Origin of the sequence: Actinoallomurus spadix, from assembly GCF_024055725.1 — a bacterium.
Taxonomy (GTDB): domain Bacteria; phylum Actinomycetota; class Actinomycetes; order Streptosporangiales; family Streptosporangiaceae; genus Actinoallomurus; species Actinoallomurus spadix.
The window spans coordinates 102,632-127,076 of the sequence record NZ_JAMXMX010000019.1 but is presented as its reverse complement, the minus strand read 5'-3'; the positions used below and the strand labels follow the sequence as shown (position 1 = coordinate 127,076).

Genomic DNA, 24,445 nt, shown 5'->3' with positions numbered 1-24,445 from the left:
GCGCCGCTCATCTCCCGGGAGATCCCGGGGGCCCTCCGGCGCCGTCCAGGTGGTCCGCGAGGGTCTCGCTGATGACGCCGAGCCACCGCACCTGCTCGGCGTCGAGCGCGTCGAACAGCGCCCGGCGTACGGTCTCGACGTGGCCCGGCGCCGCGCCGGCCAGCGCGGCGAAGCCATCGTCGGTGAGGACGGCGAGCTGACCGCGCCGGTCGGTGGGACAGTCCTCCCGGCGCACCCAGCCCCGCTCCTCCAGCCGGGTGATCGCGTGCGACAGCCGGCTCGCGGAGACACGGGTGTCCTCGGCGAGCACGGACATCCGCAGCGCGCGGCCGGGCGTCTCCGAGAGACGCACCAGGATTTCGTAGTAGGCGTGTGGGATGCCCGAGTCGCGGCGGAGCTGCGCGTCGATCTCGTCGAGCAGCAGGCGATGGGCGGTCAGGTACGCGCGCCAGGTGCGCTGCTCGTCCGGGCTCAGCCATCGCGTCTCGCTCATCCTGGCGAGTCTAGTCACCCGCTCGAACCTCAACCGGTGACCGCGGGCGGTCCCTCCTCGGTCAGGTCGCCCAGCGCGATCCCGTGCCGCCGCAGCAGCCGCTCGAGCTCCACCAGGTGGTAGCAGTAGCCGTCGCCGATGAGGTAGCCCCGCCGGCTGACGCGATAGCAGGGACGGTCGCCGAGGACGATCGCCTCGATCATCCAGCCACCTGCCGCGCTCCAGCGTCCCGCCATGCCGAAAAGGCTACGTGACCTGCGGCGATGCGCGGAACTGGGAGTCGCGGCGGGCACGCGCCGCACCCGGGGAGGCGCTACGCCGTCAGGGCGTCCCGCGCGGCGATCGCGGCGCCGCGCGCGCCGGCCATGTCGAGGTCGGGGACGAGGGCGAACCGCGCGACCAGGGCCTGTTCCTCCCGCAGCACGGTGTGCTCGCGGACCTTGTCCAGAAACCACTCCCGGAACCTCGGGCCGGTCTCGACGACGCCGCCGCCGACGAAGTACGCGCTGGGGTCGGTGAAGTTCGCGGCGATGGTGAAGAGCCGGCCGAGCGCGATCGCCTGCTGCTCGAAGATCTTGAGCGCGAGAGGGTCGTCCTGCTCGGCGTACCCCCGCACGAGCTTGGCGGCCTTGCCCTGCGGCTCATCGGCCAGCGGGTGCCCCTCGAACCTCGTGAGCCAGTACGGCAGGAGGTTGTTGGCGATGCCGGTGAGAGAGGCCACGCTCTCGGCGTCGGCGGAGAAACCGCAGTTGCAGGCGGGCACCGGCTGGCCCTCCTCCAGCAGCCCGTGCGTCGGGATGTGGACGTGCCCGAGCTCACCGGCCATGCCGGCGGCGCCCTTGACGACCTTCCCGGCCTCGACCACACCGCCGCCCAGACCGGTGCCGACGATCGCGGAGACGGACGAGTGCCGGAACGCGTCGGCGCCGAAGTGGGCGTGGTGGGCGTACAGCGCCGCGGCGTTCCCATCGTTGTTGTAGACGACGGGCAGCCCCAGGCGCTCCTCCAGCGCGGCGCGGATGTCGAAGCCCCACCACTCGGGCTGGGAGAAGTTCGTGCCGCCCCTGCTGGAGATCACGCCGGCCGCGCTCGCCGGGCCGGGGGTGTCGAGGCCGACGGCGCGAACCCGCGCCGGGTCGACGCCGGTCACCTCGAGAACCCCGGCCAGGGATGTGGCCAGGGCCTCCACGGCCACCTCGGGGCCTTCGAGCACCCGGCTGGGCGTCTCCACGAGACGGTCGGCGAGGAAGCTCCCCGAGGCGTCCAGCACGGTCGCGTTATTGCTGGTACCGCCGTTGTCCAACCCGACGACCACCCACGTGTCCGGCATTCCTCATCCCCTTTCGGCCTCATGATGGTACGGCTCGCGGCGGCGCGCGGACCCGGGAGGGGCCTCATCCGGCCGCCGGCCGCCCGTCCGCGCGGCGTCAGGCCGGCAGGCCGGTCACGGCCGTGTCCCGGAGACCGCCTGTCCGCGCCTCGTCAGCCGGCCGGCCGGTCGAAGTCGATGACTCCGCGGATCGAGAGATCGGCGAGGACCTGCTCCGGCTCGCGAAGGTCGGCCGCCACGATGGTGGCGCGGTCCTGCTGCTCTCGGGACGGCAGCGCCCGCGCGTGGGCCGGCACGATCGGGTCGGCCGTGTGCGGCACCGAGGTGTCGATCCCCGGATGCGGGGCCGCCGCGCGCGGGTCCGGCGTCACTTCCGCATGACCTCCGGCTCCTGACGGCGGAGCATCCGGGCCACCAGGAAGGACAGGACGACGACCTGCAGGAGCATGACGCCCATGTCCAGGCTCCACGTGGCGAGGTCCTGCTTCCACAGCGGGTCCGGCGGGGTGTCGCGGTGCGGGATCAGCTGCCCGGCGTCGAGGGTGCCGGCCATCGCGGCGAGCGCCCACCGGGCGGGCACCAGCCACGAGAGCTGCTCCAGCACCGGCTTGCCGTCCAGGTGGACGAGGGCGCCGCAGAAGACCACCTGGACCAGCGTCGACATGACCAGGAGCGGCATCGTCATCTCGCTGGTCTTGACCAGCGCGGAGATCAGCAGGCCCAGGGCCATCGCGGTGAAGGACAGCAGGGCGATCGCGAGGACCAGTTCGGTGAGCGGAGTGGTGATCACGCCCTTGTCGTGCGTCTTGACGCCGAGCATGGCCACCAGGGTCAGCACGATCCCCTGCCCGATGGTGATCAGGCCCAGCACGAGCAGTTTCGAGGCGAGATACGCGGATCTGGACAGTCCGACCGCGCGTTCTCGCTGGTAGATCGGTCTTTCCTTGACGAGTTCGCGCACCGCGTTGGCGGCGCCGGTGAGGCATCCGCCGATGCACAGGATCAGCAGGAGGTTGGCCGCCTGGCCGTTCGTGCCCGGGCGGGCGAGCAGGTCGCCGGTGGGCACCACGCGGGCCAGCAGGCCCATGATGATCGGCAGCAGCACGGTGATGCCGAGGAACATCGGGTCCGCGGCGATGCCCCGCACGTAGCGGCGGATCAGCGTGCTCAGCTGCTCCGGCCACTTCTGCGGCTTGGGCGGCGGCTGGTAGGAGGCGACCGGCCCGGTCTGCGGCGCGGCCGGCTGGACCAGCTCGGCCTGGACGTACCGCTGGTGCTCGGCGGAGTGCAGGTAGCGGCCGCCCCAGTCGATGGACTGGTCGTCGAACGCCTGGAAGACGTCCGCCCAGTCGTCGAAGCCGAGGAACGGCAGCGCCTCCTTCGGCGGGCCGAAGTAGGCGATCCGGCCGCCGGGCGCCATGACGAGCAGGCGGTCGCAGATGTCGAGGTTCGCGACGCTGTGGGTGACCACGGCGACCGTACGGCCGTCGTCGGCCAGGCCGCGCAGCATCTGCATCACCGACTTGTCCAGGCCCGGGTCGAGGCCGGAGGTCGGTTCGTCGAGGAAGAGCAGCGACGGTTTGGTCAGCAGCTCCAGGGCGACGCTGACGCGCTTGCGCTGGCCGCCGGACAGCGCGGAGACCTTGTTGTCCCTGCGGTGGTCCAGGGAGAGTTCCTTGAGGACCTCGTCGACGCGCGCCTTGCGCTCGCTCTGCCGGGTGTCGTCGGGGAACCGCAGCTCCGCGGCGTACAGGAGCGCGCGGCGCACCGTCAGCTGCGTGTGCAGGATGTCGTCCTGCGGCACGAGCCCGATGCGGGAGCGCAGCTCGGCGTAGTCGCGGTACAGGTCGCGCCCGTCGTAGGACACCATGCCCTGGTCGGCGGGCCGCAGGCCGGTGAGCGCGCGCAGCAGCGTCGACTTGCCCGAGCCGCTGGGCCCGATGACCGCGACGAGGCACTTCTCGCCGAGCGGGAACGTCACGTGGTCGAGCAGCACCTTGCCCTTGTCGACGGTGACGGTGAGGTCGTGCGCGCTGAGCCGTACCGCGCCGGCGTCGACGTACTCCATGAGGACGTCGTCGACGAGGTGGAACGTCGAGGGCCCGATGCCGATGATGTCCTGCGGGCCGATCGGCGCCCGCTGCACCTGCCGGCCGTTGACGTAGGTGCCGCTGCGGCTGCCCAGGTCGACGATCTCGTACGTTCCGCCGGTGGAGCGCAGCTCGGCGTGCTGGCGTGACACCCGCAGGTCCGCGATGACCATGTCGTTCTCGGGTCCGCGGCCGATGCGCACGACCCGCGACCCCTCGAGCCTGCGGATCTGCGTGGGCTCGCGGTACTGCCCGCTCATCGTCTGCACGATCGGCGACCGCGGCCGCGGGCCGGGTCCCGGCTGTCCCGCAACGCCGCCCGGACCGGGCTGCCCCGCAACTCCGCCCGGGCCGCCGGGTCCGGGGGGAGGCGGGTACGGGGCCGGGCCGCCGCCGTATCCGGGGGGCGTCTGGGGAGGAGTCCCGCCGTACGGGGCGGCCTGCCGGTCGGGTGCCGCGCCGGGGTACGGGCCGGGCCGGCCCGTGGCGGACGGATCGATCGTCGGGGGGATCTGGCCGGGGTACGCCTCGGGCGCGGGCGGGTAGCCGTGCGCCTCGGTCCCGCCCGCCGGGGCGCCCTGGGCCGCGGGCGGATGGCCGTAGGGCGCACCCCCACCGGCGGCCTGCGGAGGGTACTGGCCGGGAACGCCCGGCTGCGACGGCCCCGCGGGCGGCGCCGCCTGCGGGGACGCGTCCTGCTGATACGGCACGGCCGGGCGCGGGGACGGCTCGGACGCGGGCGGGCGGCCCGGAGCGGGATGGCCGCCCTGGGCGGCGGGCGCGGTGCCCGGCGCACCCGACGGCGGGTATCCCGGACCGGCGGCCGGCGGCGCGGCGGGCGAGCCCGGCCCCGTGGGTCCCGGAGCGGCGGAGCCCGGCGTGGTGGCGGGCGTGGCCTGAGCGGCCCGGAAGACGAGCGGGACGCCCTCCGCCGGGTGGCCGAGGCGGACCTGGGTGCCCGGCGCGACGACGACGCGCTGGATCCGGTGGCCGTCCTGGTAGGTGCCGTTGGCGCTGCCGTTGTCCTCGAGCACCCACTGACCTGCGTCGAAGCGGAGGATCGCGTGGGTACGGGAGACGCCGTCGACGGCGATGACGATGTCCGATCCCGGATCCCGGCCCACGCGGTAGGCGCGTCGTGGATCAAGAGCCACCGAAGTGCCGTTGCCATCCACGAAAAGCTGAGTCACGAAACCGCCTTCCCGTCACTGCCCCGTAGCGCCGGGTGAGCGGTTCTACGGACGCGCCTCCCCTGGCCGAGGCTAAACACTAGGGCTTCGCCGACATACGCTGCAATGTTTCGCAAAAGTGGGAGACATCCACTCAGGACCGATATGACGGGGAGGGCATTTATCTCCCGTCGGCGTGCCTGATTTGCCCCCGGGCCGCGCATCCTCGATCATTGACCGAATGTCCCCCGAGCCTCAGGCGTCTCACCAGGCGCATCCGGAGAGTGCCGCCGGGCGATGACCACGACGCTGCAGCCGGCCCCCAGGGCCGACGTTCCACGTACCCGCCGGTCCAACCACCGGCGATGGCTGTTCCACCCGATCGTGGTGGCGACGGCCGCCGCGGCGATCCTGCATCTGCTGTGGGCGAGATACGCCGCGACCGACGGCGGTGACCTCGCCGCGCAGTACGCCTGGACGCGATTCGTAGGGCGTCACCCCGGTTCCGCGTACAACTTCGCGTGGTACGGCGGTATGCACCCGATGTCCTACAGCGTCATCTCGCCGTACCTCATGGCGCTGATCGGCGTGCGCACGGCCGCGGTGATCGCCGGCACGCTCTCCGCGGCCCTGGTCGCCCTCCTCCTCGTCCGCTCGGGCGTCTCACGCCCGCTCGCGCCCGCGTTGTGGGCCGCCTTCTCCCTGTCCTGCAACGCCGTGTCCGGCCGCGTCACCTTCGCACTGGGCGTGTTCTTCGGGCTGGCCGCCGTGACGGTGGTGTTCGTGCCGCGCGGTCCCCGCGTGCTCCGCGCCGTCGCCATCATCGGCCTCGGCGTGCTGGCCACGCTCGCCAGCCCGGTCGCGGGCCTGTTCCTGGAAGTGGTCGCCGCCGCGCTGTTCCTCACCCGCCGCCGCCCGGCCGCGTACGCCGTGGCCGCCGGGCCGCCGGTGGTCGTGGGGGGATCCGCGCTGTTCTTCCCATTCGAGGGCGTCCAGCCGTTCCCCTGGTACCTCGTGGTGGCCCCCGTGGTCGCCTCGGTGGCCCTGGTCGCGTTCGCGCCGCGCGGATGGCGGACCATACGCCTGGGGGCGGTGGTGTACGCCATCGGGACCGTCCTCACCTGGGTGATCCCGTCCCAGGTGGGCAGCAACGTCGACCGGATGGCGCTGCTGTTCGGCGGGACCGCGCTGCTGGCCGCGGCGCTGCACCGGCGCATGGCCGTCCTGTACATCGCCTTCGCGGCCACGGTGATCTCCCAGGTGGCCCGGCCGGTGTTCGACCTCGTCAACACGGCCGCGACCGTCGGGCACACGACGAGCCTCGTCGGCGAGCTGCGCCGGGTGCGCGCCGACCAGAGCCGGGTCGAGGTCGTGCCCGAGCGCACCCACCTGGAGGCCTCCGAGCTCGCCACGCACGTCAACCTGGCGCGCGGCTGGAACCGCCAGGCCGACGTGCAGCGCAACGCCCTGTTCTACGACGGGACGCTGAACGCGGACACCTACCACGACTGGCTGCGCCGCTGGGCCGTGGGCTACGTCGTCCTGCCCTCCGCCCAGCCCGACTGGCAGGCCATCGACGAGGCCCGGATCGTCCGCGCGGGCCAGCCCTGGCTGCGGCCGGTCTGGCACAACCGGCACTGGCGGCTGTACCGCGTCACCGACGCCGTCCCGCTCGCCGATCCGCCGGCGACCGTGAACCGCGCGCTCGACAACGAGCTGGACGTCACGGTTTCCTCCAGTGGTTCGGTGCTGCTCCGGGTGCCCTGGTCCCCGTGGCTGAAGGTCCTCGGCGGACGGCCGGGCTGCCTCGCGAAGGAGGGCGACTGGACCCGGTTCTACGCCCCCGCCCCCGGCCGCTACCGCATCGGCGCGCCGTACGGCCTCCCCCGCGGCTCCTCCTGCCAGGGCTGAGACCGCGCGCCGGCGCCCCCGGCTCCGGGGCGCCGGGTCCGGGGGCTTCTGGTCCTGGGACGCCGGGTCCGGAGACGCCATGCCGGAAGGTGCCGGGCGGGTGTGTCACACGCCGAGGCGGTCGTTCAGCCAGCGGAGCGCGGGGGTGAGCTCGCGGTTCCAGACGCTGAAGTGGTGCCCGCCCGTGGGGAGGGTGATCGAGGCGACGCGCATCGGGGGGCGGACGAGCGCGATGAACCGCCGGGTCGCCCGGTAGTCCCTCTCCCCCACCCGGCTGGTCGTCACCAGGACGTCGACCGGCGGGGCGGGCCGGTGCCGGAGCCGCCAGACCAGGTCGTTCTCATTCCGGTACGCCGGACTCCCGCCGTACAGGTCGCCGGTGGTGATGTCGCGCAGCGCCTTGTAGTAGCCCGACAGGGAGATCCCGGCGGCGTACCGGTCCGAGTGGCGCATGGCGAGCTTCAGCGCGCAGTACCCGCCGGTGGAGTCCCCCATCGCGCTCCATCCGGCGGGGGCCGGCACGGTGCGGTACGCCTCCTGGACCGCGGCGGGCAGGTCGCGCGCGAAGAACGTCTCGGCGAGCGGGCCGTCCGGGACGTCGGTGCACTCCGTGTCGCGCGGCGGGGTGACCATGGGCCGCATCATGATGAAGATCATCGGCTTGAGGCGGCGGGCGGCGATCTCCTGGGCGGCCGTCTGCGGAAGCCGGAGGCGGGTGATGAGGTTCCGGGCGTTCCCGGGATAGCCGGTGAGCGCCAGCGTCACCGGGAACCGCCGGGTCCGGTCCTGGAAGTACTGCGGCGGCAGGTAGACGTAGGCCAGGGCGGTGATCCCCGACCGCGCGCCGTGGATCGTCACCGCCTCCAGCCGCCCGTCCTTGGCCGGAAGGCGGTGCCCGTCGACGAAGGCGTCGTGCGCCGGCACGAGCAGCGGGTCCGGCCCGCCGGGGCCGCTCCCGCCCCGAGGGCGGTGCCCCGCCGCATCGCCCGTGCCGCCGGGCATGCCCAGCAGGTCGCCCCACGACCCATAGAAGGCGAAGTACGCGTTGGCGACGGTGAGCAGGGCGGCCAGGAGGAGGACCTGGGAGACCAGCAGCAGGCCGACCCGCGCCGGGACGCCGCGCGCGGCCCAGGGCGCGACCCACACCACGCCGGCCAGGGCGGCCAGGGCGAGCACGCAGACGAGCACGATGAACGGGGTGCCGGTGAGGCCCATCGACGTCAGCTCTCCGGGCTCAGCCGGCCGCTGAGCCATCGCAGTACGGCAGGAAGGTCCCGCTGCCAGGTCGGGAGCGCGCCGCCACCACGGACGGTGCGGGTCTCGGCACTCGCCGGCGGCCGGGCCAGGGCGGTGAGCCGCCGGGCCGGTTCGCGCGCGCCCCCGGCGGTGAGGACGAGGAGGTGCGCCGGGGGCGGCGGGCGGTGGCCCAGCGTCCAGAGCAGGTCGGCGTCGCGCTGGATCGCCGAGCTGCGCCCGTAGAGGTCACCGGGCGGGGCGCCGTACGACGACGCGGCGCAGGCCGCCGCGGTGAAGCGGTCGCCGTCCCGCAGCGCGAGCCTGGCCGCGCAGTAACCGCCGTACGCGTCCCCGACGACGCCCCAGCCGGGACCGTCCCGCGCGACCCGGTAGGAGGCCGCCACCGCCATCGGCACGTCCTCGGCGAAGAAGGTGTTCGCCTGCCGGCCGCCGGGTGCGTCGACGCAGGCGCCGACCGGGCTCATGAGGACGTACACGGTCGGCTGGACCGCGCCGCCGGCGACCTCACGGGCCGCGACCGACGGCAGGCGCAGCCGGGTGAGCGCGCCCCGCACGTCCGCCGTGAGAACGAGCACGACGGGCGGCCGCCGGTGGCGGTGATCGTGCCGGAGGTACTGCGGGGGCAGGTACACGTAGCCGGTGGCCGTGACGCCGGAGCGCAGGCCGTGGAAGACGACCGCGTCGAGGCGCCCCTCGTCCGGGGGCAGGGCGCGCGACAACGCGTCGGACGCGGGCCGCAGGGACGGCTGCGCCGCGGCGGCGGGCGGCGTGGCCCCGGCCGCTCCGCCGACGACCCGCACCCGGCTCCGGTCCGTGCCGAACAGGTCGGCCCAGGACCCGAAGAAGCCGAACGAGGAGTTCACCGCCACGAGCACCGCGAACACCACGACGGACTGGGCGCCCACCACCAGGCCCGCCCGCGCCGCCGCCTGACGCGCACCACCGGCCGAGACCCGGGGCAACAGGCCGACGCAGGCCGTGAACGCGGCGAGTCCCAGGACCCCGAGCAGGAGGACGAACGGCCCGTCGGTCAGGCCCATCAGGACACCTTCTCGGGTGAATGAGCGCCCGGCCGCCGTTCTCGCTCCCGCAAAAGCGTGGATCCCCTCGTCATCGCTGCGGACAGCGTAGGGAGCCGCGGGTCAGTACTCGTTCAACGCACGGTTAGCGGGACGCTCACCTTTCTCGCAGGCGGCGTGGAGGCGACGCCCAGGCCGGGGTGCGATCGTCCCTACGGCACCGGGCCGCGCGGGAATCATGATCACCCACAGCAGTCACGTTGTACCATTCAGGCAGTGACACGCCACGGCGGCCGCTGGTCGGCTACGGCACCGTCCGCCGGTGGACCTGGAGGAACCATCACGTCAGCCGCCCCTCATCCCCCGTTTCCCGAATGCTTCATCCGACGGGGGAGGTCGAGGTCATGAGTCCGCGCATCCTGACCCGGCGACGGGTGCCCGACCCGGTCGTCGAGCGGCTCGACGGGTCGGTCGTCGCACGGTTCCCGATACGAACGCGGGTGGCCGCCGGGCTGCTCGCCGCCGCGCTGTGCGGGGTGGTCGCCGGCGCGCGCCTGACCGACATCGGCTTCCACGACGTCGACCTTCGCGACTGGGCCGGGGACCTGTCGGCCCGTGCCTGCCGGATCCGCTGGGAGTTCGTGCCGCTGATCGCCGCCCTGGCGACGCTGCACTACCTCGCGTCGGGCCTCGGCGTACGCGCCGCGGCCGACGGCGTCTCCGGGCGGCGGCTGCGCCTGTGGGAGGTGACGGCGTCGCAGTTCGCCGGGGCCGCGGCCAACCGTTTGGCGCCGAGCGGCCTCGGCTCCGCGGCCGTCACCTGCCGGTACCTCACCCGGCGCGGCCTGCCGGTGTACGAGGCGACGGCGGCGATGGCCGCCGCCGGTCTCATGCGGGGCGTGACGAAGCTCGGCCTCGTGGTGCTGGCCGTCGGCGTGTGGAACGGCCTGGGCGACCCGTCGGTGCCGGCCATCCGCCTCGACCGGGTCATGAGCCGTCATTCCGGGGTCATCGTCCCGGTCGTCCTCTCGGTGGCGGGTGCGGCGATCCTCGTCGGCCTGATCGTGTTCTGCTGGCCGGGCGGCCGGGCACGGGCCTGGGCCCGCGCCACGGTGACCGGTGTGGGCCGATCGCTGCGGCACCTCCTCCATCGGCCGCGCTGCCTGCTGTGGACGCTCGCCGCGTCGACCGGCGCGCACGTCGCGCTGGCGCTGGCGTTCGCGGTCAGCCTGCTCGCCGTGCCCGGCGCGCTCGGCGGCGCCTTCGTCGCGCTGCCGGCCGTCTACCTGCTCGGTGCCACGGCCGGCGCGGCGATCCCGACGCCCGCCGGGGTCGGGTCGACCGAGGCCGCGCTGATCACCGCGCTGGCGGCCGCGCACGTCCCGACCGGCCAGGCGGCCGAAGGGGTCCTGCTGTTCCGGGCCATGACCTTCTGGGCGCCCGTCCCGGTGGGCGTGTTCAGCACCCGGCTCCTGCGCCGCAGGCACGGGCTGTAGCGCGCGGGGGCGCTCCCCGGCGTCTCCCGGGTCAGGCCAGGCCGTTCCGGGCGGCGAAGACCGCGAGACGCACCCGGTTCGGGCACCCCGTCTTGGTCATGAGACCCGCCACATGCGTCTTCACCGTCGTGACGCCGATGTGCAGGCGTGCGGCGATCTCCGCGTTGGACAGTCCCTCCGCCAGGAGGGCCAGGACCGTGCGCTCCCGTCCCGTGAGGTCCGGGCCCGGGTTCGCGGGTTCGTCCTGACGCGCGCCGACCGCCTGGGCGACCAGCCTCCGCAGCACTGGTGTGCTGAAGGGACTGTCCCCGTCGGCCGCCCGCCGGATGGCGTCCACCAGTGTCTCCGGCGCGACGTCCTTGGCGAGGAAACCGCAGGCTCCGGCGGCGAGCGCCGGGTAGAGATGGTCGTCGTCATCGAAGGTCGTGAGGACCACGACGCGCGTCGACGGCCGTTCGGTGAGGATCCGCGTCGTCGCGACGACGCCGTCCACGCCCGGCATGCGCAGATCCATGATGACGACGTCCGGCGCCAGGCCCGCCGCGAGGCGTACGGCCTCGGCCCCGCCGGTCGCCTCGCCGATCACCTCGATGTCGTCGGTCGACTCGCACAGCATCCGCAGGCCCGCCCGGACGAGATGCTGGTCGTCGACGATGAGTACCCGGATCATCCCCTCATCCGATCACGACCCCGATTCGGGCAGCAGGGCGGACAGGCGCCATCCGCCGGAGGTGGGGCCGACGTCGAGGCTGCCGCCGACCAGGTCGACCCGTTCGCGCATGCCGAGCAGGCCGTGCCCGCCCCCGCCGGTCGCCGGCGGGTCACCGTTCGTGGCGGGACCGCCGCCGGCGTCGTTGTCGATCTCCAGGCTGACGGTGCCGTCCCCGGTCATCGTCGCGGCGAGCCGTACGGACGCCCGGCGCCCCGCGTGCTTCGCGACGTTGGTGAGCCCCTCCTGGACGAGGCGCAGCACCGTCAGGCCGCGTACGGCGTCGAGTCCGGCGAGTTCGGGGGCGACCGAGGACTCGACGGTCAGCCCCGCCTGCCGGGCCCGCTCGACGAGACCGTCCAGCGCGACGGGCAGATCCGTCGGCTCGGCGAGCAGGCGACCGGGGTCGTCCGGATCGCGCAGCGCGGTGAGCAGGCGCCGCAGGTCCGCCAGGGCGCTGGAGGCACTGGCGTGCACGTCGTCGAGCACCTCGGTCACTCGCGGGTCGGCCCGCGGGATGACGTGCCGGGCCACACCGACCCGTAGCGCCACCGAGGCCAGGTGGTGGGCGACCATGTCGTGCAGTTCGCGGGCGATCGCCGTGCGCTCGCTCATCCGGGCGGCCCGCTCGGCCTCGGCCGCGCGTTCCTGGGCGCTGCGGGCGACCTGTTCGAGCGAGCGGACGTACGCGGCGAGCAGCACCGGGCCGCCCACGACCGCGGCCACCTTGTACAGCAGTGCCGGGACGTCCCCCGGCAGGCCGATCGCGACGTAGACCGCGGTCAGCGCCGAGGCGGCGAGCAGGACCGGAACGCCCCGCCGCCGGAGCACCACCTCGAACAGCGCCACGCTCGCCATCATCTTGATGCCGATCGGCGGCACGTGACCGAACCTCTCGGCCAGGGCGAGGAGCACCGGCTGCCCGAGTGCCACGGTCAGGGGGAACCGCCCGCCGGCCGCCCCCAGCGCGAGCGAGCACAGCGCGAACGCCCAGTCGGCCGTGGCCCGCGGGGCGCCGGTCCGGTGCAGGAGGAGATAGCCGAGCGCGCAGGCGAGCAGGACGGCCCGCAGCGGGCCGAACCCACCGCCGAGCAGCACCGCCCTGGCCGGGCCGAGACGATCGCCCCGCAGCGTCACCCGCGCCTGCGCGGGACGGTCGCCCCGCGGCACCGCCCGCGCCGGGCCGAGACGATCGCCCTGCGGCACCGCCCGCGCCTGAGCCAGGCGGTCGCCCCGCGGCACCGCCCGCGCCGGGGCGGGACCGCCACCGCGCAGGACCGCGCGTGCCTGGGCGAGACCGCTCCCCAGCAGGCGGCCGGGCCGGGTTCTCTCCACACCGCCGACATTAGGACCCGCCGGCGCCCGTGCCTTCCTCCTCCGGGAGGAGGGCGGCTCCTCCGACCGGCCGCCGGGTCGGACCGCCCGGCGGACGCGGGACCCGTCCCCGCCGCGGAGGGTGGGGGCCATGACGACATCCATCGCCCACCGGGACGGTGCCCTCGCGGCGTTCGTCTTCCTCGGCGGCGCCATCGCCGTCGGGGCCTGGACCGTGCTCCTCGGGTTCTACGCCCCCGCCGCCGCCCGTCACCTCTGGATCGGCTTCGACCTCCTGCTCGTCGCCGGGATGGCGCTGACCGGATGGCTGGCCCGCCGCGGGGACGGGCGCGCGGCCCTGACCGCCGCCGGGCTGGCCGCGCTCATGCTCGCCGACGTCTGGTTCGACGTGATGACGGCCCGGCCCGGCCACCGGCCGGCGTCCATCGTGATGGCGTGCACCCTGGAACTGCCGTTCGCCGCCGTCTGCGCCGCCTTCGCGCTGCGGATCCGGGCGCGGGGGTGGCGGTGAGCCGGCGGAGGCCTCCCGGGCACCGGCCGGACGGAGGTCAGCGGGGCGCGGTCCGGCGCAGCCACAGCAGGCCGAGCACCGGGAGCACGACCGGCACGAAGCCGTACCCACTGCCGAAGCCCGACCACACCGTCGGGTCGGGGAAGGCGGCACGGTCGGTGAGGCTGTAGGTGCCGACCGCCAGGACGCCGACGAACTCGACGGTGCAGGAGGCGACGGCGACGCGATACGACGTACGGCCGGAGCGGGCCAGCATCACGGTGGCCAGGACGTACACGACCGCCGCGAACGCCGACAGCAGGTAGGCCACCGGCGCCTCATGGAACTTCGTGGCGATCTGCACGCCGGCCCGGGCGCTCGCGGCGAGGGCGAACACGCCGTACACGGCGATCAGCACCCGCCCGGGCCCGGATCGCCGCGCGCCCGCCTCAGCCATGCCACACCTGCTGCATGCGGACGACGAGGACGGCGATCACGAGGAAACCTGCGGCGAGGACGACCGGGCCCCAGCGGGTGCGCTCGGCGAGTCCCCAGAACGCGGCGACGGGCAGGATCACCAGCGACCCGGCGAGGTAGCCGATGAAGATCGGCATTCCGCCCACCGGCCGGGCACCGCCGGCCAGCCGGACGATCGCCCAGACCACCTGGACGAGCAGTCCGGCCTCGCCCAGCGCGGCCGCGCCCAGCAGGGCGACGCCGACCCGGCGGTTCAGGGCGGCCGTCGCGAGGGCCAGACCGGCGAGCACGAGCGCGCCGATGATCAGTGACACCGCCAGGGCGTGGACCACGCGTCAGCCTTCCTCTCGGTTCGCCGTTCGCTTCGCCTGCACAGGCGAAGACCGTACTACGGCGTGTAGTACTGGCGACCGGCGGCCCCGGCGACGCCGCCCGGAGTTCGTCTCAGCGCTTCACGAGCTCGATGTCGAGCTCGACCAGGAGGGTGCCGCCCACCGCGGCGATCCCGACGCGCACGGCCTGGTTCCAGTCGACGGCGAACTCGTCGCGGTTCAGCTCCGTGACCGCGTGGAAGCCGCAGCGCACGCCGCCCCACGGGTCCGGTCCCGTGCCGAGGTAGGTGGTGTCGAGCGTCACCGGGCGCGTAGTGCCGCGGATGGTCAGCTCGCCGTCCATCGCCCATCGGTCGTCGGCGAGCCGCCGCAGGCCCTTGCTGCGGAAGGCGATGTCGGGGTACTCGTCGACGTAGAGGAAGTCCTTGCTGCGCAGGTGGGTGTCGCGGTCGGAGTTCCCGGTGTCGATGCTGGCGGCCCGCAGGGTGACCTCCACCGTGGAGTTCTCCACGGGGTCGGTGACGACGATCTCGCCGGAGAAGTCGCTGATGCGCCCGCGCACGCTGACGAGCCCGATGTGCCGGGCCCGGACCTGCACGGAGGAGTGCACCGGGTCGATGTCCCAGACGCCGGCTTCGGGGAGCCGGCGTCCGCCGGTCCCCGCGATCTCGATGTCGCCGAGGTCGAGGCCGGTCGGGCCGACGACCGCGGTCCGGGCCTCCGGCTGGTGTCCCGCGGCGGAGACGATCAGCGTGTAGACGCCGGGCGCGATCCCCTCCAGGACGGCGCGTCCGGTCGTGTCGACCGCGGTGCGGCCGGCCTGGCGGCCCGTGGCGTCGGTGAGCGTCAGGATCGCGTGCTCGACCGGCCAGCCTCCGGGGGCGACGATCCGGGCCGTGACGGCGGCGTTCGCGTGGTTCACTGGCAGGCCCCTTTCAGGCGGTCAGCGTGACGTCGGCCTCGACGGGCCGGCCGCCGACGATGTGGACGGGGACGGCGGCCGGGCCGGGGCCCGCGGCGACGACGGTGTACGTCCCCGGTTCGAGGTCTTCGAAGGAGAACTCCCCGGACGCGCCGCTCACGGCGGTCCCGGCGATGCTTCCGGCCTGGTCCATCAGCGTGACACGCGCGCCGTCGTAGAGCCGGCCGTGCAGCAGCACCTCGCCGTTCAGCGTGCCCCGCGCCAGGAGTTCGAGGTCCTGACGCGTCTGGGTGCCCTGCCGGACCGTCACCGCGGCGGCCACCGGCCGCTGTCCGGGCGCGGAGGCGACCAGCGTGTAGGCGCCCTCGGAGAGGCTGATGAACGAGAAGCCGCCGCCCTCGGTGCTGCGCGCCGTCGCGACGACGTCCCCCTGGACGTCGGTCACGGTGATCGTGGCGTCCGCGACGGGCCGGCGGGTTCCGGACAGCCGGACGATCCCGATCAGCCCTCCGACGCCGGCGATCGTCATGTCGTGGCGGACGGTCCCCGTCCCCACCGCCACCAGTGACGCGATCGGCTCGTGGCCGGGCGCCGAAGCGATGATCAGATAGGTGCCGCCCTTCTGCACGGTGAGGCGGTACTCCCCGTCCATCCCGGTGTACGCGGAGCCGATCTTGCGGCCGGCCATGTCGGCCAGCGTGACCACCGCGTCGGCGACCGGCGGGCCCTCCGTCCGCTGCACCGTGCCGAAGACGGTGAGCGTCTCGCTCAGCGCCGTGTTCTCAGTCATCGGTCCATTCCTCCGTCGTGCGGTCGTTCCGGGGCCGCGGCCAGGGCTTCGAGGGCGGGCAGCGCGGCGGCGAGGCCGGCCTGCTGCTCCGCCGGCAACCGCCGGATCTGGTCCTCGAGGAGCCCGGTCATCCGCCGTCCGAGATCGTCCAGCAGTTCGTCGCCGGCGTCGCTCAGAACGAGCCGGCACACCCGGCGGTCCCGTGGGTCGGGCCGCCGATCGATCAGTCGCAGTTTCGCCAGCGCGTCCACGATGTGGGAGACGGTCGGGGTGCTGACCGCCATCCGGCGGGCGAGCTCCCCCACGGGGAGCGGCCCGTCGGCGGCGATCATGGTGAGTGCCGACAGCCGGCTCGGGGTCAGGTGATCCGGCCAGTCCTTGCGCATCCTGCGGTTGAGGGCGACGAGGGCGACCCTGAGCCGCCCGGCGACCTCCCCGGACCACCCAGCGGCCTGCTCGGGCCGCCCGGCGACCTCCCCGGACCACCCGGCGACCTCCCCGGACCACCCGGCCGGCTCCCCGGCCGGCCCGGGGCCGGCCGTCCCGCGGTCCGCGTCCGCGCGGTCCGCTCGTGGATCGGCGCCCCTCGGCACACGCCCCGCGCCACGCGCACGGTGGACGGCACGCCGGGCGCCACCTCGACGGTCACCGTCGCGGGACGGTGACCCGCCGCGACCAGCGTGTAGCCGCCGTCCGCGAGCCCGGTGATCCGGTAGGCGCCGTTCTCGTCGGTGACGGTGGTCGCGACCACCTCGCCGTTCTCGTCGGTGACGGTCGTGGTGATCCCGGCGACCGGCTCCCCGCGCGGGGAGCGCACGACGCCGTGCAGGACGCCGGTCGGGCGCACGCTGTCGGGGACGAGCGGGAAGTCCCGGACGACCGACGCGTCGCCGACGAGGACCGTCGCGGCCTGCGGGACGCGGCCGGGCGCGGTGACGATCACGAGATGGTCGCCGTCCGTGACCGCGATGGAGTACCGGCCGTCCGGTCCGGTCGTGGCCCGCCCGAGCTGGTGTCCGTCGGGCCCGGTGACCGTGACGGCGGCGCCGGGCACCGGAGCGCCCGCCCCGTCATGGACGAGGCCCGCGATGACCGGCCCGGACCGGCCGTTCGACATGGCCCGCTGGGCGGCCGCCGGCGCGTGGGCCGTCTCCGGGACCAGGGTGGTGTCCGGGAGCCGGCCGGCCGCCGGCGCGTGGGGATGCGCCGGGACCATCTGCGGGACGGTGGGCTCGCTGAGTGCCATCCCGGCCTCACCGGTCACCCCTGCCAGCTCCGAGCCGAGCGACTCGTGCTCGGCGGGCTCCTCGCCGGGCTTGTTCCGCCTGGTCAGCAGCGACGCGATCGCGGCGATGACGCAGGCGGCGATCGCGAACCAGAAGGCGATCGTCAGGCCGTCGTGGAACGGCTGGGTGATCAGGCGCGGGAAGAAGCTGCGCCCGGTGAGGTAGGAGGCGTGGTCGGCGGGCAGCTTGTGCAGCTCGGGACCGAGCAGCTGCTGCATCGGGTTGTAGCCGAGGAAGGCCGCGAACAGCACCGCGAGCGGCGGCAGCTGCGCGATCCCGTGGGCCGTCTGGGCCGGGACGCCCTGGGCGACCAGGCCGCTCTGCATCGACGACGGCAGGCTGTTCGACAGGCCGGCCACCATGAGGCTGAAGAAGATGCCGATCGACAGCACCATCGCGGAGTTCTGGAACGTCGCGGTCATGCCGGCGCCGACGCCCCGCTGGTCGGCCGGGACCGAGTTCATGATCTCGGCGCGGTTCGGGGAGGCGAACATGCCGGAGCCGAGGCCGTTGACGGCCAGCAGCACGGCGAACACCCAGTAGGAGAAGTTCACCGGAATGGCGAGGAGCAGCAGGAAGCTGAGGCCGGTGACGAGCGCGCCGCCGACCGTGAACACCCGGACGCCGATGCGGTCCGACAGGATGCCGGACAGCGGCGCCGACAGGAGGAAGCCGACGGTCAGCGGGATCATGTAGATACCCGCCCACAGCGGCGTGTCCTCGAAGCTGTAGCCGTGCTGCGGCAGCCAGATGCCCTGCAGCCAGATGATCAGCATGAACTGCAGGCCGCCGCGCCCGAGCGCGGTCAGCAGGCTCGCCAGGTTCCCCGCAGTGAAGGTGCGGTTCTTGAACAGCGAGAGGTTGAACAGCGGGTCGGCGATCCTCGTCTCGATGTACATGAAGACGCACAGGACGAGCGCGCCGCCGATCAGCGCGGTGAGCACCCACGGGTTGGACCATCCCATGGTGTGATCCTTGTACGGCTGGATCCCGTATGTGATGCCGATCAGAACCGAGATCAAACCGATAGCGAAGGTGAGGTTGCCCCACCAGTCGATCCGCGCCTTCTTGCGGACGCCGGTGTCGTGCAGCTTGACGTAGGCCCAGAAGGTGCCGAAGACGCCGAACGGCACCGAGACCAGGAAGACGTAGTGCCAGTTGACGGGGCCGAGGATGCCGCCGATGATCAGCCCCAGGAACGATCCGGCGATGCCCGCGATGGCGTTGATGCCGAGCGCCATGCCGCGCTTGGTCGCGGGGAACGCGTCGGTGAGGATCGCGGTGGAGTTCGCGAACAGCAGCGCGCCGCCGATGCCCTGCGCGATGCGCCAGCCGATGAGCCAGAGGGCCGCCGCGGCCCCGTGCATCCAGGTGACCGACAGCACGATCGAGCAGACCGTGAAGACGGCGAACCCCAGGTTGTACATCCGGACCCGGCCGTACATGTCCCCGAGCCGGCCGAAGGACACCACCAGCACCGCGGTGACGACCATGAAGCCCATCATCATCCACAGCAGGTAGCTGGTGTTTCCGGCGCCGAGGGGGTTGAGGCCGATGCCGTCGAAGATGTTCGGCAGGGCGATGAGCACGATCGACTGATTGATCATGACCATCAGCACGCCGAGCGTCGTGTTCGACAGCGCGATCCACTTGTACCCGGGGCCGAGGGCCCGGTGGTCTGGCCGTCCGGTCGCGTGTGCGCCCGTCGTCATTGGGAATGCGCTCCTGATAGTTCGTCAGCACAAATGTTGCTTAGCGCTAACTAACTATAGAGCAACCCGGTTCGCCCGAGACGCCCGCCCGGCGAAGAGCGCCCCACATGGGCGATCCCGGAGTACGCGCCCCGGCCGCGCGCCCGCGGGGCGACGGGACGGCGGAACCGGCAGGCCTCGGGCGGGACGGTGGCACGGTGGACCTCAGCCGGGGCGGTGGAACCGGCGGACCTCAGGCCCCGTACACCGGCTCCGGTGAGGCGGCCTCGGCCAGCAGGCCGCGGACCACGGACCCCAGCTCGGCGGGGTCCCACCGCGCCCTCCGGTCGACGGCCGGGCCGTGCCGGAAGCCCTCCATCACGCAGATCCGGCCGCCCTCGGCCTCGAACACCCTGCCGGTGACGTCGCAGCCGGGCGACCCGAGCCAGGCCACGAGCGGCGAGACGTTCTCCGGCGCCATCGCGTCGAAGCCGCCGTCGCCGGGCGCCGCCATCGTCGCGGCGAAGACCTCCTCGGTCATGCGCGTACGGGCCGCGGGGGCGATCGCGTTCACCCGGACGCCGTAGCGCCCCAGCTCGGCCGCCGCCACCAGGGTCAGCCCGACGACGCCCGCCTTGGCGGCCGCGTAGTTCGCCTGGCCGACGCTGCCGAGCAGCCCCGCCCCCGAGGAGGTCAGGACGGCGCGCCCGGCCCCCGGGCGGCCCGCTTTCGCCTCGGCCCGCCAGTGCAGGCCCGCCTGCCGCAGCGGCAGGAAGTGCCCCTTCAGGTGCACGCGCGTGACCGCGTCCCACTCCTCCTCCGACAGGTTCACGAGCATGCGGTCCCGCAGGAACCCGGCGTTGCAGACGAGCGTGTCCAGCCGCCCGAACGTGCCGAGGGCGGTCCGTACCAGCGCCTCCGCGCCCTCGGAGGTGGCGACGTCGTACGGCGCGGCGACCGCCTCCCCGCCCGCGCCCCGGATCTCCGCGACCACGTCCTCGGCCGGGTCCGGGGAGCCGCCCGAGCCGTCCGGCCCGACCCCGAGGTCGTTCACCACGACCGCCGCGCCCTGCCGGGCGAACTCCAGGGCGTGGGCACGGCCGAGCCCGCGCCCGGCGCCGGTGACGATGGCGACACGTCCCTCACAGATCATTCGCCCTCCCGGTCGATGCGTCGTGTCCCGCCGGGTCCCCCGGCGCGGGGTCATCCGGAGCGGTCCGCGTTCGCCGCGCCGAGGAAGGCGGGGCGCTCGCCCCCGCCGTGCACGAGCAGCGCCGAGCCGCTGACGTACCCGGCGAGGTCCGAGGCGAGGAAGACGCACGCGGTCCCGGCGTCGTACGGGTCGGCCAGCCGGCCCAGGGGCACGGTGCGCTCGACGGCGGCGATGCCGGCCTCGTCCCCGTAGTGCACGTGCGACCGCTCGGTGCGGACCATGCCGAGGGTCACCGCGTTGACGCGCACCTTCGGCGCCCACTCGACGGCCAGGCTGCGGGTGAGGCCGTCCAGGCCCGCCTTCGCCGCGCCGTACGCCGCGGTGCCCGGCGACGGGCGCGTCCCGCTCACGCTGCCGACCATGATGATCGAGCCGCCGTCGCCGCGCTGCATGACCGCGTTGGCCGCCCGGGCGACGAAGAGGGGCGCGACGAGGTTCAGCTCGATGATCTTGGCGTGCGCGCGCGGGTCGCCGTCGGCGGCCGGCAGGTACGGGGTGCCGCCCGCGTTGCTGACCAGGACGTCGAGCCGGTCGAGGCCCTCGACGAAGTCCCGGACCGCGGCGGCGTCGCGCACGTCGAGCGGGGCGAACTTCAGACCGGGCGGCGGCCGCTCCGGCGCGTGGCGGGCGACGGCGATCACCTCGGCGCCGGCGTCGAGGAACGCCTGGCTGATGCCGAGGCCGACGCCGCGCACTCCCCCGGTGACGACCGCGACCCTGCCGGTGAGATCGAGCGTGTAGGCCATCGGACCCTCCCCCTGTACGATACTTCTAACAAACGTTTGGTGGAAAGGTAGCGCATGGGCATCTCCACCACGCTCCACCGATCGGGCGTCGCCGAGCTCGTCGTGGACGTCCCACCCGTCAACGCGCTGACCGCCCAGGGCTGGCAGGACCTGGCGGGCGCCGTCCTGGCCGCCGGCCGCGACCCGGCCGTCCGCGTGGTCGTGCTCCGCGCCGAGGGACGCGGCTTCAACGCCGGCGTCGACCTCAAGGAGATGCAGGCCGCCGAAGGGCACACTGCGCTGCTCGGAGCCAACCGCGGCTGCTACGCCGCGTTCGCCGCCGTCTACGAGTGCGCGGTGCCGGTCATCACGGCGGTGCACGGCCACTGCCTCGGCGGCGGCATCGGCCTCGTCGGCAACGCCGACCTCGTCGTGGCCGCCGAGGACGCCTACTTCGGCCTGCCCGAGGTCGACCGCGGGGCGCTGGGCGCGGCGACCCACCTGGCCCGCCTCGTGCCGCAGCACCTGATGCGGGCGATGGTCTACACGTGCCGCACGGTCACCGCGGGGGAGCTGCACCGGCACGGGTCCGTGCTCGAGGTCGTGCCCGCCGCCGAACTGCGCGACCGCGCCCTGGAGCTCGCCGGGACGATCGCCGCCAAGGACCCGTACGTCATCCGCCGGGCCAAGGAGGCGCTGAACGGCATCGACCCGGTCGACCCGAAACGCGGCTACCGGTTCGAGCAGGGCTTCACCTTCGAGCTGAACCTCGCCGGCGCCGGCGACCGCCACCGCGCCGCCTTCCTCGCGGGCGAGGAGGCGACGTGAGCCCCGCCTTCGCGAAGGAGACCTCCATCGAGGAGGTGGTCGGCACGATCGAGTCCGGCATGACCGTCGGCATCGGCGGCTGGGGCTCGCGCCGCAAGCCGATGGCCCTCGTCCGGGCGATCTGCCGGTCCGGCCTGCGCGACCTCACCGTGGTGTCCTACGGCGGCCCGGACGTCGGGCTGCTGTGCGCGTACGGCAAGGTCCGGCGTGTCGTCGCGCCGTTCGCCACGCTCGACTCGATCCCCCTCGAACCGCACTTCCGCCGCGTCCGGCAGCAGGGGACGATCGCCTTCACCGAGTACGACGAGGGCATGGTCATGTTCGGGCTGTACGCGGCGGCGCACCGGCTGCCCTTCCTGCCCACCCGCGCCGGGCTCGGCTCCGACGTCATGCGCGTCAACCCGGAACTGCGGACGGTCCGCTCCCCGTACGAGGACGGCGAGGAGCTCGTCGCGATGCCCGCGCTGACGATGGACGTCGCCCTGCTCCACCTCAACCGCGCGGACCGGCGCGGCAACGCCCGGTACCTCGGCCCCGACCCGTACCTCGACGACCTGTTCGCCAAGGCGGCGGCCCGGACGTACGTCTCCTGCGAACGCCTCGTCGAGACCGCCGACCTGCTCAAGGAGGGGCCGGTGCAGAGCCTGCTGATCAGCCGGTCCCACGTGACGGGCGTCGTCGAGACCCCGAACGGCGCCCACTTCACCTCCTGCGAACCGGACCACGGCCGCGACGAGGCATTTCAGCGGGCGTACGCCACCGCGGCCGGCGACCCGGCCGCCTGGGCCGCGTTCCGCGAGCGGTTCCTGGCCGGCGACGAGACCGCCTACCAGTCCGCCGTCCGCGCCTGGCGGCGGAAGGAGAGCCCGTGACCGGGCGGAGCGAAGACGCCGAGCGGCGCGGCACCGTGGCCATGGACCCGGCGAAGGAGATCTCATGACGGCGACGAGGGCCGAGGTGTGCGTGACGGCGTGCGCGGAGGCGTTCCGCGGCGACGGCGAGATCCTCGCGGCGGGCATCGGCGGCGCCGTCACCGTCCTGGCCGCCCGGCTCGCCCGGCTGACGTTCGAGCCCGGCCTGCTCACGCACGACGGCACCTGCCTGCTGACCGGCGACGTTCCCGCGCTCGGCGAGGGCCCCGGCGATGTCGAGGGCTGGCTGCCGTTCCGCGAGCACCTGTGGCTGGTGCTGAACGGCCGCCGCCACGTCATGCTCGGCGCGAGCCAGATCGACCGGTTCGGCAACACGAACATCTCCTGCATCGGCGACTGGGCACGCCCGAAGGCCCAGCTGCTCGGCGTACGCGGTGTGCCGGGCAACACCCGATGCGGCACCACCAGCTACTGGATCCCCCGCCACTCCCCCCGCGTGTTCGTCGAGACGGTCGACATGGTCAGCGGCGTCGGGTACGACCGGGGCGCGCACGAGATCCGTGTCGTCGTCACCGACCTGGCCGTCCTCGATTTCGCGACGCCCGACCGGCGGATGCGGCTGCGCTCGGTCCACCCCGGCGTGACGGTCGGCCAGGTCACCGCGGCCACCGGCTTCGACCTCGCCGTCCCCGACGAGGTCCCCGCGACGCGGGCCCCGGACGCGGAGGAACTGCGCGTCATCCGCGAGGTCCTCGACCCGGACGGCCTCCGTGACCGCGAGGTCCCGGAAGGCTCTCGCCGATGAGGGGCCGGGCGTGGCGGCGCCGGACGGGCCCGGGCGTGGCGGCGCCGGACGGGCCCGGGCCCGTCCGGCGAGGGAGAGGAGGGCACCGGACCATGCGGACGGCGCTGACCGACCTGACCGGCGTCCGGCACCCGGTCGTGCAGACCGGCATGGGCTGGGTGGCCGGCCCGCGCCTGGTGTCGGCGGTGGCGAACGCCGGCGGCCTCGGCATCCTCGCCTCCGCCACCATGACGCTCGACGCCCTGTCCGCCGCGATCCACGAGGTCAGGGAGCGCACCGAGGCGCCGTTCGGGGTGAACCTGCGGGCCGACGCCGCGGACGCCGGCGACCGGATCGACCTGATCATCCGGGAGGGCGTACGGGTCGCGTCCTTCGCGCTGGCGCCCCGGCCCGAGCCGATCGCCCGGCTGAAGGACGCCGGCGTCGTGGTCATCCCGTCCGTTGGCGCGCGCCGGCACGCCGAGAAGGTCGCCGCCTGGGGCGCCGACGCCGTCCTGGTCCAGGGCGGCGAGGGCGGCGGGCACACCGGTCCGGTCGCCACCACGCTGCTGCTCCCCCAGGTCCTCGACGCCGTGGACATCCCGGTGATCGCGGCAGGGGGTTTCTTCGACGGCCGGGGCCTGGCGGCGGCGCTGGCGTACGGGGCGGCTGGCGTGGCGATGGGCACCCGGTTCCTGCTGACCTCCGACAGCCCGGTGCCCGACGCGGTGAAACAGGTCTACCTCGGCATGACCGACACCGTCGTCACCCGGCAGGTCGACGGCATGCCGCACCGGGTCCTGCGCACCGACCTGGTCGACGCGCTCGAGCGCTCCGGTCGGCTCACCGGCCTGGCCCGGGCGCTCCGCAACGCCGCCCGATTCAAGCGGATGTCCGGCATGTCCTGGCGCGCGATGGTCCGCGACGGCGTGGCCCTGCGGCACGGCAGGGACCTGTCCTGGTCCCAGGTGCTGATGGCCGCGAACACCCCGATGCTGCTGAAGGCCGCCATGGTCGGCGGCCGCCCCGACCTCGGCGTGCTGGCCTCCGGCCAGGCCGTCGCCGTCATCGACGACCTCCCCACCTGCCAGGACCTGATCGAGGGGATCGTCACGAGGGCCACCGACATCCTGACCGCTCTCCCCCCGCCCTGAGCGCCGAGGATCCCCGTCGTTCCCACCACCAGAACCCTCGGCCGTACGCCGCCGCCCTCATCCCGCCGGCCT

At 74.0% G+C, this 24,445-nt stretch carries 24 protein-coding genes; 7 read left to right on the top strand and 17 right to left on the bottom strand.

What is annotated here, in order from left to right:
- Positions 1-7: 7 nt before the first annotated feature.
- The 5 genes from NE235_RS25980 to NE235_RS38335 all read right to left on the bottom strand — a co-directional run bounded on the left by NE235_RS25980 (position 8) and on the right by NE235_RS38335 (position 5,103).
- Entirely contained in the window at positions 8-493 is a 486-nt protein-coding gene (locus NE235_RS25980) for a MarR family winged helix-turn-helix transcriptional regulator (protein ID WP_252807486.1), read from the bottom strand.
- Between the two features lie 29 nt (positions 494-522).
- On the bottom strand, positions 523-729 hold the full coding sequence (locus NE235_RS25975; protein WP_252807484.1) for a hypothetical protein: 207 nt from the start codon (positions 727-729) through the stop codon (positions 523-525).
- Between the two features lie 77 nt (positions 730-806).
- Positions 807-1,823 carry an ROK family protein gene (locus tag NE235_RS25970; protein ID WP_252807482.1) on the bottom strand — a complete coding sequence of 339 codons (1,017 nt, stop codon included), beginning with the start codon at positions 1,821-1,823 and terminating at the stop codon, positions 807-809.
- A gap of 152 nt (positions 1,824-1,975) precedes the next feature.
- On the bottom strand, positions 1,976-2,194 hold the full coding sequence (locus NE235_RS25965; protein ID WP_252807480.1) for an SAM-dependent methyltransferase: 219 nt from the start codon (positions 2,192-2,194) through the stop codon (positions 1,976-1,978).
- Positions 2,191-5,103, bottom strand: coding sequence for an FHA domain-containing protein (locus NE235_RS38335; protein ID WP_308206154.1), 2,913 nt, complete (start codon positions 5,101-5,103; stop codon positions 2,191-2,193). Before NE235_RS38335 ends, NE235_RS25965 begins: the two co-directional genes overlap by 4 nt.
- A 276-nt stretch (positions 5,104-5,379) precedes the next feature.
- On the opposite strand from NE235_RS38335, the gene NE235_RS25950 reads away from it, so the two are divergent.
- Positions 5,380-6,993: an MFS transporter gene (locus NE235_RS25950; RefSeq protein WP_252807478.1), complete on the top strand. Its 1,614-nt coding sequence runs from the start codon at positions 5,380-5,382 to the stop codon at positions 6,991-6,993.
- Between the two features lie 105 nt (positions 6,994-7,098).
- Here the strand turns inward: NE235_RS25950 and NE235_RS25945 are convergent, their stop codons facing one another.
- A complete protein-coding gene (locus tag NE235_RS25945; protein WP_252807475.1) occupies positions 7,099-8,247 on the bottom strand; it encodes an alpha/beta hydrolase in 1,149 nt (382 codons plus the stop codon).
- Positions 8,214-9,290: an alpha/beta hydrolase gene (locus tag NE235_RS25940; protein ID WP_252807473.1), complete on the bottom strand. Its 1,077-nt coding sequence runs from the start codon at positions 9,288-9,290 to the stop codon at positions 8,214-8,216. The genes NE235_RS25945 and NE235_RS25940 overlap by 34 nt, the downstream gene beginning before the upstream one ends.
- A gap of 383 nt (positions 9,291-9,673) precedes the next feature.
- On the opposite strand from NE235_RS25940, the gene NE235_RS25935 reads away from it, so the two are divergent.
- The gene (locus NE235_RS25935) at positions 9,674-10,765 is read left to right on the top strand and encodes a lysylphosphatidylglycerol synthase transmembrane domain-containing protein (RefSeq protein WP_252807470.1); all 1,092 of its coding nucleotides are present in this window, start codon (positions 9,674-9,676) and stop codon (positions 10,763-10,765) included.
- A gap of 31 nt (positions 10,766-10,796) precedes the next feature.
- On the opposite strand, the gene NE235_RS25930 is transcribed toward NE235_RS25935, so the two are convergent.
- The gene (locus NE235_RS25930) at positions 10,797-11,435 is read right to left on the bottom strand and encodes a response regulator (RefSeq protein ID WP_252807468.1); all 639 of its coding nucleotides are present in this window, start codon (positions 11,433-11,435) and stop codon (positions 10,797-10,799) included.
- A 12-nt stretch (positions 11,436-11,447) separates the two neighbouring features.
- Positions 11,448-12,809 (bottom strand): sensor histidine kinase, encoded by a 1,362-nt coding sequence (locus NE235_RS38330; RefSeq protein ID WP_252807466.1) that lies wholly within the window; start codon positions 12,807-12,809, stop codon positions 11,448-11,450.
- Between the two features lie 130 nt (positions 12,810-12,939).
- Here NE235_RS38330 and NE235_RS25920 point away from each other — a divergent pair, with 130 nt between their 5' ends.
- Positions 12,940-13,320, top strand: coding sequence for a hypothetical protein (locus tag NE235_RS25920; RefSeq protein WP_252807464.1), 381 nt, complete (start codon positions 12,940-12,942; stop codon positions 13,318-13,320).
- A gap of 37 nt (positions 13,321-13,357) precedes the next feature.
- Here NE235_RS25920 and NE235_RS25915 read toward each other — a convergent pair whose 3' ends face one another.
- From NE235_RS25915 to NE235_RS25880, 8 genes are all read right to left on the bottom strand, one after another.
- A complete protein-coding gene (locus NE235_RS25915) occupies positions 13,358-13,756 on the bottom strand; it encodes a hypothetical protein (RefSeq protein WP_252807460.1) in 399 nt (132 codons plus the stop codon).
- Positions 13,749-14,108 carry a hypothetical protein gene (locus tag NE235_RS25910; protein ID WP_252807459.1) on the bottom strand — a complete coding sequence of 120 codons (360 nt, stop codon included), beginning with the start codon at positions 14,106-14,108 and terminating at the stop codon, positions 13,749-13,751. Before NE235_RS25910 ends, NE235_RS25915 begins: the two co-directional genes overlap by 8 nt.
- A gap of 112 nt (positions 14,109-14,220) precedes the next feature.
- Positions 14,221-15,030 (bottom strand): YceI family protein, encoded by an 810-nt coding sequence (locus NE235_RS25905; RefSeq protein ID WP_252807458.1) that lies wholly within the window; start codon positions 15,028-15,030, stop codon positions 14,221-14,223.
- A gap of 13 nt (positions 15,031-15,043) precedes the next feature.
- Complete coding sequence (locus NE235_RS25900) at positions 15,044-15,820, bottom strand: MSCRAMM family protein (protein WP_252807456.1); 777 nt, start codon at positions 15,818-15,820, stop codon at positions 15,044-15,046.
- Complete coding sequence (locus tag NE235_RS25895; RefSeq protein ID WP_252807454.1) at positions 15,817-16,206, bottom strand: MarR family winged helix-turn-helix transcriptional regulator; 390 nt, start codon at positions 16,204-16,206, stop codon at positions 15,817-15,819. Before NE235_RS25895 ends, NE235_RS25900 begins: the two co-directional genes overlap by 4 nt.
- Positions 16,179-18,818, bottom strand: coding sequence for an MFS transporter (locus NE235_RS25890; RefSeq protein ID WP_252807452.1), 2,640 nt, complete (start codon positions 18,816-18,818; stop codon positions 16,179-16,181). Before NE235_RS25890 ends, NE235_RS25895 begins: the two co-directional genes overlap by 28 nt.
- Positions 18,819-19,050: 232 nt before the next feature.
- Positions 19,051-19,950 carry an SDR family oxidoreductase gene (locus NE235_RS25885; RefSeq protein WP_252807450.1) on the bottom strand — a complete coding sequence of 300 codons (900 nt, stop codon included), beginning with the start codon at positions 19,948-19,950 and terminating at the stop codon, positions 19,051-19,053.
- Between the two features lie 50 nt (positions 19,951-20,000).
- Positions 20,001-20,756: an SDR family oxidoreductase gene (locus NE235_RS25880; RefSeq protein WP_252807448.1), complete on the bottom strand. Its 756-nt coding sequence runs from the start codon at positions 20,754-20,756 to the stop codon at positions 20,001-20,003.
- Between the two features lie 54 nt (positions 20,757-20,810).
- Between NE235_RS25880 and NE235_RS25875 the strand changes: the two genes are divergently transcribed.
- From NE235_RS25875 to NE235_RS25860, 4 genes are all read left to right on the top strand, one after another.
- Entirely contained in the window at positions 20,811-21,563 is a 753-nt protein-coding gene (locus NE235_RS25875; protein ID WP_252807445.1) for an enoyl-CoA hydratase family protein, read from the top strand.
- Positions 21,560-22,435, top strand: coding sequence for a CoA transferase subunit A (locus NE235_RS25870; RefSeq protein ID WP_406567641.1), 876 nt, complete (start codon positions 21,560-21,562; stop codon positions 22,433-22,435). Before NE235_RS25875 ends, NE235_RS25870 begins: the two co-directional genes overlap by 4 nt.
- 64 nt (positions 22,436-22,499) lie before the next feature.
- Positions 22,500-23,240 carry a CoA-transferase subunit beta gene (locus NE235_RS25865; protein WP_252807444.1) on the top strand — a complete coding sequence of 247 codons (741 nt, stop codon included), beginning with the start codon at positions 22,500-22,502 and terminating at the stop codon, positions 23,238-23,240.
- Positions 23,241-23,332: 92 nt separating this feature from the next.
- Positions 23,333-24,373 (top strand): NAD(P)H-dependent flavin oxidoreductase, encoded by a 1,041-nt coding sequence (locus NE235_RS25860; protein WP_252807442.1) that lies wholly within the window; start codon positions 23,333-23,335, stop codon positions 24,371-24,373.
- The last annotated feature ends 72 nt before the right edge of the window (positions 24,374-24,445 follow it).

Bases quoted from the DNA above. Each gene is read 5' to 3' on its own strand.
- NE235_RS25920 (WP_252807464.1), top strand. From the start codon at position 12,940: ATGACGACATCCATCGCCCACCGGGACGGTGCCCTCGCGGCGTTCGTC.
- NE235_RS25915 (WP_252807460.1), bottom strand. From the start codon at position 13,756: ATGGCTGAGGCGGGCGCGCGGCGATCCGGGCCCGGGCGGGTGCTGATC.
- NE235_RS25970 (WP_252807482.1), bottom strand. From the start codon at position 1,823: ATGCCGGACACGTGGGTGGTCGTCGGGTTGGACAACGGCGGTACCAGC.
- NE235_RS25895 (WP_252807454.1), bottom strand. From the start codon at position 16,206: ATGCGCAAGGACTGGCCGGATCACCTGACCCCGAGCCGGCTGTCGGCA.
- NE235_RS25935 (WP_252807470.1), top strand. From the start codon at position 9,674: ATGAGTCCGCGCATCCTGACCCGGCGACGGGTGCCCGACCCGGTCGTC.
- NE235_RS25975 (WP_252807484.1), bottom strand. From the start codon at position 729: ATGGCGGGACGCTGGAGCGCGGCAGGTGGCTGGATGATCGAGGCGATC.
- NE235_RS25890 (WP_252807452.1), bottom strand. From the start codon at position 18,818: ATGACGACGGGCGCACACGCGACCGGACGGCCAGACCACCGGGCCCTC.
- NE235_RS25865 (WP_252807444.1), top strand. From the start codon at position 22,500: ATGACGGCGACGAGGGCCGAGGTGTGCGTGACGGCGTGCGCGGAGGCG.
- NE235_RS25980 (WP_252807486.1), bottom strand. From the start codon at position 493: ATGAGCGAGACGCGATGGCTGAGCCCGGACGAGCAGCGCACCTGGCGC.
- NE235_RS25885 (WP_252807450.1), bottom strand. From the start codon at position 19,950: ATGATCTGTGAGGGACGTGTCGCCATCGTCACCGGCGCCGGGCGCGGG.
- NE235_RS25875 (WP_252807445.1), top strand. From the start codon at position 20,811: ATGGGCATCTCCACCACGCTCCACCGATCGGGCGTCGCCGAGCTCGTC.
- NE235_RS25900 (WP_252807456.1), bottom strand. From the start codon at position 15,820: ATGACTGAGAACACGGCGCTGAGCGAGACGCTCACCGTCTTCGGCACG.
- NE235_RS25950 (WP_252807478.1), top strand. From the start codon at position 5,380: ATGACCACGACGCTGCAGCCGGCCCCCAGGGCCGACGTTCCACGTACC.
- NE235_RS25940 (WP_252807473.1), bottom strand. From the start codon at position 9,290: ATGGGCCTGACCGACGGGCCGTTCGTCCTCCTGCTCGGGGTCCTGGGA.
- NE235_RS25860 (WP_252807442.1), top strand. From the start codon at position 23,333: ATGCGGACGGCGCTGACCGACCTGACCGGCGTCCGGCACCCGGTCGTG.
- NE235_RS25880 (WP_252807448.1), bottom strand. From the start codon at position 20,756: ATGGCCTACACGCTCGATCTCACCGGCAGGGTCGCGGTCGTCACCGGG.
- NE235_RS25945 (WP_252807475.1), bottom strand. From the start codon at position 8,247: ATGGCTCAGCGGCCGGCTGAGCCCGGAGAGCTGACGTCGATGGGCCTC.
- NE235_RS25930 (WP_252807468.1), bottom strand. From the start codon at position 11,435: ATGATCCGGGTACTCATCGTCGACGACCAGCATCTCGTCCGGGCGGGC.